Origin of the sequence: uncultured Allobosea sp., from assembly GCF_945956895.1 — a bacterium.
Lineage (GTDB): Bacteria > Pseudomonadota > Alphaproteobacteria > Rhizobiales > Beijerinckiaceae > Allobosea.
Map to the genome: position 1 here is coordinate 1 of NZ_CAMFJF010000125.1, position 5,610 is coordinate 5,610.

Consider the following 5,610-nt stretch of genomic DNA (forward strand, 5'->3'; position numbering starts at 1 on the left):
TGCATCGGCCGATGTTACGCCCCCGCGAGAGCCGCTTCCACGGCCTTGAGATCGAAGCCCTTGAGCCCGATCACGGTGAGGCGTCCGTCACGGGCTTCGTCGGCGCCCCAGGCCCGGTCGAAGTGATGGCCGACGCGCCGGCCGACGCCCTGCACGACGAGCCGCATCGGCTTGCCCGGCACGGCGGTGAAGCCCTTGAGCCGCAGTACGCCCTCGGCCTCGGCCGCCTTGGCGACGCGCGCCGAAAGCTCCTCCGGCGTGAGCCCCGCCGGCAGCGGTACGGCGAACGAGTCGAAATCGTCATGGTCGTGATCATGCTCGCCCTCGCCATGATGCGAGGGGCGGGCGGCGAGATCGCTCTCGGCGGCGGCGCCAAGACCGACGATCAGCGCCGGCTCGACCTTGCCATGGGCGGTCTCGACGATCTTGATCGCCTTCGGCAGATGCTCGGCGATCTCGGCCTTGACCCGCGCCCGGCCGGCTTCGTCGACGAGGTCGCTCTTGTTGAGCAGGATCAGGTCGGCGCAGAGGATCTGGTCCTCGAACACCTCCTCCAGAGGGTTGTCATGCTCGACCGAAGCATCGGCCGCCTTCTGCGCGGCGAGCGCCTCGGGATCATCGGCGAACTGGCCCTCGGCCACGGCGGGCCCGTCGACCACGGCGATGACACCGTCGACGGTGACGCGCGAGCGGATCGCCGGCCAGTTGAAGGCGGTGACGAGCGGCTTCGGCAAAGCGAGGCCGGAGGTCTCGATCAGGATATGCTCGGGCGGGTTCGGCCGGTTCAGCAGCTTCTCCAGCGCCGGCACGAAATCGTCGGCGACGGTGCAGCAGATGCAGCCGTTGGGCAGCTCGACCACGTCCTCGTCGCTGCAGCCGGCAATGCCGCAGCCCTTCAGGAACTCGCCGTCGAAGCCGAGATCGCCGAACTCGTTGACGAGCACGGCGAGCTTCTTGCCCTGTGCATTCTCAAGGAGATGGCGCACCAGCGTCGTCTTTCCGGCGCCGAGGAAGCCGGTGATGATCGTGCAGGGCGTCTTGCCCAGGTTCGCGGCCTGCGGAGCGTTCATGATGTCATCCTTGCTGGCGCGCCGGCAAAGGCGGCACGCGCGCGACCACGCCCTTGCGGAAGGACTGCGGCCGTTCTTTCCAGGGAACGATGCCATTGGCGCTGGCGGCGTAAGCCTCCGCGGCGCCGACGATCTCGTCGAGATGGGTATCGGTGTCGAGGTCGCCGATCAGATAGGTCCATTTGCCGTCGGCGCTGAGCGCGATGGTGCAGGGCCGCTTGCAGACGCAGAGGCACTCGACGGGCAGCACGGGGATCGTGCTGCCTTTGGCTTTGAGCTCGGCGGCGAGCCGCTCGGCCAGCGCCAGTCCCGGCTGGTCGTAACCTTCCGGGAGATCGGCGCGGGCGCGGCGGCAGGCCGTGCAGACATGGATGGTGAGGTCGCCCTCGGACATTGGCTTGCCTTCAGGCTTCCGCCGCCCGGCGGCTCACCCGGGGCCAGAGCGCGCCGACCATGAAGGCGGTGACGAGCCAGAGGGCCGCCTGGATGCCGAGCGAGAGCGACGCGAAATGCGCCGCGACTTCGGCCGGGACCTTGCTCTCCAGCGCGGCTGGGTGCGGGGCGCCGACGGCATGCGGCAGCAAGATCAGGACGATGGCGACGAGCTTCAGCCAGGGCTGCTCGAAACGCAGGAACAGGAAGAGCCCGGCCGCGGTGGCGATCGCCGTGGCAAGCCACCAGAGCTGGCGCTGCTCCAGCGCGGCCGAGGCGGCACCCGGCAATTCGGGAGCTAGACCCATCGCCGGGGCGAGACCGAGCGCGAGGAAGCCGCAGGCTCCCCAGACGAGCGCGCTGCGCTGGTCGATCGTATCGCCCGCCGCGATCATGCCGGCGAGCAGCAGCGCCGCGAAGCCGATTGCTGTCGCGATCGTCACAGCGCTGGTGAAGAACGTCCGCTGGAGGCCGTCCTGTGGCTTCCATTCGGCATGGTCGTGGCCGGGGGCGTCGCCGGCAGGGCCATGCGCGAGGATGATTTTCGCCTCGCCGTCAAAAGCAGCGAGCGTCGGCGCTTTCAGCGCGAGCGCCGCCTCAAAGGTCTCGGCCTTGAGGATCAGAGGGGTGGTGGTGACATGCTGCAGGGCGGCGACGATCAAGCCAGCCAGAAGCCCGGCCAGGATGCTGACCGTGAGAACACGCGTGACCATGGATGCTTTCCCTCAGTGGCAGGGAAAGGCGAGGCCGTGACGGGTGTCGTGCGCGGCGTTGTGGACGTTCGTCGAGGCCGCGAAGCCGGTCGTGTAGATCAGCGCGACGCCGATTACGAGCGCGGCGGCGACCGCCTTGACGCGTTCCGAAACGCTGAGTGTAGGGGTGGAAACCGAACCGGTGTTCATAGGCGTTCTCCGTGGCCGCCCCGCCGGCAGCCGGTTGGATCTCTGCGGGTTGACGGCAGGTCTCCTGGCTCGCGGATTTGGCGCCCTTTGCCGCCTTCCCGGAGCATGCGCTCCAGTGGCCGATGGCGAAGGACATCCGCTTACAGTTGCGGGGGCAGCCGCGGCATTGGGCCAAGCAAGCCCGCACCGCGTTCCCTTTTCACCTCCTCGCGGAGGCACCGTCAGCGATCATCATTAGCCATCGGCGGGCTGCTGTGCAATGCAAGAACGGTCCGACACATACACGCGGTCATCCCGGCCGGAGCGAAGCGAAGAGCCGGGATCCATGCCTGAACCTCTACCGGAAACGCTCCGGCATGGATCCCGGGTCTCCCTACGGTCGCCCGGGATGACGGTCAGTGAAACCAAGCCGCCGATGCAGTCACTTCCGATCCCCCATCTCACCCTCGTCCTCGGCGGCGCCCGCTCCGGCAAGAGCCGCCATGCCGAAGCGCTGATCGAAGCCCTGCCGGCGCCCTGGACCTATATCGCGACCGCGCAGGCCTATGACGACGAGATGCGGGAGCGCATTGCCGAGCACCGGGCGCGCCGGCCGTCAGGCTGGCAGATGGTCGATGCGCCGCTCGACCTGGCCGAGGCCATCGCCGCGCAGCCCCAGGGCCAGGCGATCCTGGTTGATTGCCTGACGCTTTGGCTGACCAATCTGATCCTCGCCGAGCGCGACACCGCCATCGCACGCGAGGCCCTGGTCGCCGCCTGCGAGCGCGTCTCGGCGCCGCTCGTGCTGGTCGGCAACGAGGTTGGCCTCGGTATCGTGCCGGAGAATGCGCTCGCCCGCCGCTTCCGCGACGAGGCCGGGCGGCTGCATCAGGCGCTTGCGGCGCGGGCGGCCCGCGTGATCTTCATGGTCGCCGGATTGCCGATGCGAGTGAAATGATGACGGACACTGATAACGCCGCCCGCCACAAGGCGAAAATGGAGAAGCGCAAGGCGGTGCAGGACGCCGAGGTCGCCTCCAAGACGCTGGAAAAGGGGCTGCTCATCGTCAATACCGGCCCCGGCAAGGGCAAGTCGACGGCGGCCTTCGGCCTGATTCTGCGGGCGCTCGGCCATGGCTGGCGCGTCGGCGTGGTGCAGTTCATCAAGGGCGCCTGGTCGACCGGGGAGCGCCGAGCGTTGGAGGCTTTCGGCGACCAGGTGAGCTGGCACAGCATGGGCGAGGGCTTCACCTGGGAGACACAGGACAAGGCCCGCGACATTGCCGCCGCCGAGCGCGCCTTCGCCAAGGCGAAGGAATTGATGGACGATCCGGAAATCCGCCTGCTGGTGCTCGACGAGCTCAACATCGCCCTGCGCTACGACTATCTGCCGCTCGCCGATGTCGTCGCAACGCTGGCCGCTCGTCGGCCGGACCTGCACATCGTCGTCACCGGCCGCAATGCCAAGCCTGAATTGATCGAGGCGGCCGATCTCGTCACCGAGATGACGCTGGTGAAGCACCACTTCGCGGCGGGCGTGAAGGCGCAGGAAGGAATCGAGTTCTAGGGCTGGACAGAAGCGCGCGGGCCTTCGGCGCTGGAGAAGCTCCGACCGCAGGCGCCACGGAGGCTTCGTTCGGCAGGGCATGTCAGAGAGGCAGATTCCGAACAGGATATAACCCATTTGGGAGATGGCCGTCGAAATCGCGATAGCTTAAGAAGGCGCGGTGCCTACAGAGTGCAAGCAATGTCCGATCGTTGCATGGTAGCTGGCTCCCGCCTCATACGCTGCGGAGACTCCGAAGGAATTTCGATTCGATTGCCGGAATGGTCGCACGACGATGCCGAGGTTTTCTGCCCTGGTTGTGGAGAAAGCCTGGGCACGATCGGACAACTGCGCGAGCTGCTTGTCGCCGCTCTTGCGGATGAATCGGATAGCTTCTCGGACAACGACAATTGAGGCTCTGAACGGACGCCCACATCGCCCAGCGCCGGCTGGGCGATCGGGCTTCCCGGCCGCGGGGGGGGGCGGTATTCGGGCGATAGCAGGCGGGCCGGACCCGTGCCGAGTCGGGACCGGCTCAGAGCAATATCGCGGCCGCCAGCAGCGTCGCCAGCGCCCAGAGCAATATGCAGGAGCGCTTGTAGAGCCGGAGCGCCCGGCGGATATCCGCCGCGCTGGCCTCAGACCTGCCATCCCCCATCCAGTGATCTTCGACGGGGGTTTCGCCATAGACGCGCGGTCCGGCGAGCTTGATATTCAGCGCCCCGGCCATCGCGGCTTCGGGCCAGCCGGCATTGGGCGAGCGATGCTTGCCGGCATCACGCCTGACGGCCCGCCAGGCCCCTTCGGCATTCGCCGGTCGGTCGAATACTGCCGAGACGATCAGCAGGAGCGCCGTCAGGCGCGAGGCCGGCAGGTTGACGAGGTCGTCGAGCCGGGCTGAAGCCCAGCCGAAGGCGAGATGGCGCGGCGTGCGGTGGCCGATCATCGAATCGGCGGTGTTGATCGCCTTGTAGGCGGCGATGCCCGGTAAGCCGCCGAGGCCCAGCCAGAACGCCGGCGCGACGATGCCGTCCGAGAAGTTCTCGGCGAGGCTTTCGATGGCGGCGCGCGCGACACCGGCCTCGTCCAGCGTTTGCGGATTGCGTCCGACGATCATCGAGACGGCGCGCCGACCGCCTTCGAGCCCATCCCGCTCCAAACCTTCGGCAACGCGGGCGACGTGCTCGTAGAGGCTGCGCTGGGCGATCAGCGTCGAGGCGATGAGCGCGAGCGGGACAAGGCCCAGCAGCCCGATGCTCAGGCACAGGTGCTGCACCAGCACGGACAGCGTGATGATGACGGCGAGCAGCGCTACCAAAGCCAGCACGCCCATCGCCTTGCGCGTGGTGAAGGAGGAGGTCTCCCGGTTGAGGCTCCCGTCGAGCATCCCGATCAGGCGGCCGATCCAGGTGACGGGATGGCCCATCACGGCATAGAAGCGCTGCGGATAGCCGAATGCTGCTTCGAGGGTCAGTGCGAGCACGAGCAGCGGCAGGCTGTCGGAGAGGTTCATGCGGGGCGCGGGGCAGGGTCGTGGCTGAGGACGGTATCTGGCATGGCGGCGATCTCGCCACGGCCCGCGCGCTCTTTCCGGAAGCACCCGGACCCTGGGTCGATCTCTCCACCGGGATCAATCCGATCCCCTATCCGCTTCCGGCGCTGCCGTTAAGCCTCTGGACGCG

The 5,610-nt window shown here is 67.7% G+C and carries 7 protein-coding genes, 1 pseudogene and 1 riboswitch; of the genes and pseudogenes, 3 read left to right on the top strand and 5 right to left on the bottom strand.

The window, feature by feature from the left end; genetic code table 11:
- Positions 1 to 14: 14 nt before the first annotated feature.
- The 4 genes from cobW to Q0Q02_RS23055 are packed head-to-tail and all read right to left on the bottom strand — an operon-like array spanning position 15 to position 2,404.
- Positions 15 to 1,070: a cobalamin biosynthesis protein CobW gene (cobW, locus tag Q0Q02_RS23040; RefSeq protein ID WP_293813074.1), complete on the bottom strand. Its 1,056-nt coding sequence runs from the start codon at positions 1,068 to 1,070 to the stop codon at positions 15 to 17.
- 4 nt (positions 1,071 to 1,074) lie between these two features.
- Entirely contained in the window at positions 1,075 to 1,464 is a 390-nt protein-coding gene (locus Q0Q02_RS23045) for a DUF1636 domain-containing protein (protein ID WP_293813076.1), read from the bottom strand.
- 10 nt (positions 1,465 to 1,474) lie between these two features.
- On the bottom strand, positions 1,475 to 2,215 hold the full coding sequence (locus Q0Q02_RS23050) for a CbtA family protein (protein ID WP_293813078.1): 741 nt from the start codon (positions 2,213 to 2,215) through the stop codon (positions 1,475 to 1,477).
- A gap of 12 nt (positions 2,216 to 2,227) precedes the next feature.
- A complete protein-coding gene (locus tag Q0Q02_RS23055; RefSeq protein WP_293813080.1) occupies positions 2,228 to 2,404 on the bottom strand; it encodes a CbtB domain-containing protein in 177 nt (58 codons plus the stop codon).
- A 36-nt stretch (positions 2,405 to 2,440) separates the two neighbouring features.
- Positions 2,441 to 2,642: riboswitch (cobalamin riboswitch) on the bottom strand.
- 150 nt (positions 2,643 to 2,792) lie between these two features.
- Between Q0Q02_RS23055 and cobU the strand changes: the two genes are divergently transcribed.
- Together cobU and cobO are read left to right on the top strand one after the other, a co-directional pair.
- Positions 2,793 to 3,341 (top strand): bifunctional adenosylcobinamide kinase/adenosylcobinamide-phosphate guanylyltransferase, encoded by a 549-nt coding sequence (cobU, locus tag Q0Q02_RS23060; RefSeq protein WP_293813082.1) that lies wholly within the window; start codon positions 2,793 to 2,795, stop codon positions 3,339 to 3,341.
- Complete coding sequence (gene cobO, locus Q0Q02_RS23065; RefSeq protein ID WP_293813084.1) at positions 3,341 to 3,949, top strand: cob(I)yrinic acid a,c-diamide adenosyltransferase; 609 nt, start codon at positions 3,341 to 3,343, stop codon at positions 3,947 to 3,949. Before cobU ends, cobO begins: the two co-directional genes overlap by 1 nt.
- A gap of 514 nt (positions 3,950 to 4,463) precedes the next feature.
- Here cobO and cbiB read toward each other — a convergent pair.
- Positions 4,464 to 5,441 (bottom strand): adenosylcobinamide-phosphate synthase CbiB, encoded by a 978-nt coding sequence (cbiB, locus tag Q0Q02_RS23070; protein ID WP_293813086.1) that lies wholly within the window; start codon positions 5,439 to 5,441, stop codon positions 4,464 to 4,466.
- Positions 5,442 to 5,461: 20 nt separating this feature from the next.
- On the opposite strand from cbiB, the pseudogene Q0Q02_RS23075 reads away from it, so the two are divergent.
- Positions 5,462 to 5,610 (top strand): annotated as a pseudogene (locus tag Q0Q02_RS23075) (threonine-phosphate decarboxylase); the annotation flags it as partial.

Excerpts from the sequence above, each read along its gene's own strand:
- cobW (WP_293813074.1), bottom strand. The coding sequence starts at position 1,070 with ATGAACGCTCCGCAGGCCGCGAACCTGGGCAAGACGCCCTGCACGATC.
- Q0Q02_RS23055 (WP_293813080.1), bottom strand. The coding sequence starts at position 2,404 with ATGAACACCGGTTCGGTTTCCACCCCTACACTCAGCGTTTCGGAACGC.
- Q0Q02_RS23045 (WP_293813076.1), bottom strand. The coding sequence starts at position 1,464 with ATGTCCGAGGGCGACCTCACCATCCATGTCTGCACGGCCTGCCGCCGC.
- cobU (WP_293813082.1), top strand. The coding sequence starts at position 2,793 with ATGACGGTCAGTGAAACCAAGCCGCCGATGCAGTCACTTCCGATCCCC.
- cobO (WP_293813084.1), top strand. The coding sequence starts at position 3,341 with ATGACGGACACTGATAACGCCGCCCGCCACAAGGCGAAAATGGAGAAG.
- cbiB (WP_293813086.1), bottom strand. The coding sequence starts at position 5,441 with ATGAACCTCTCCGACAGCCTGCCGCTGCTCGTGCTCGCACTGACCCTC.
- Q0Q02_RS23050 (WP_293813078.1), bottom strand. The coding sequence starts at position 2,215 with ATGGTCACGCGTGTTCTCACGGTCAGCATCCTGGCCGGGCTTCTGGCT.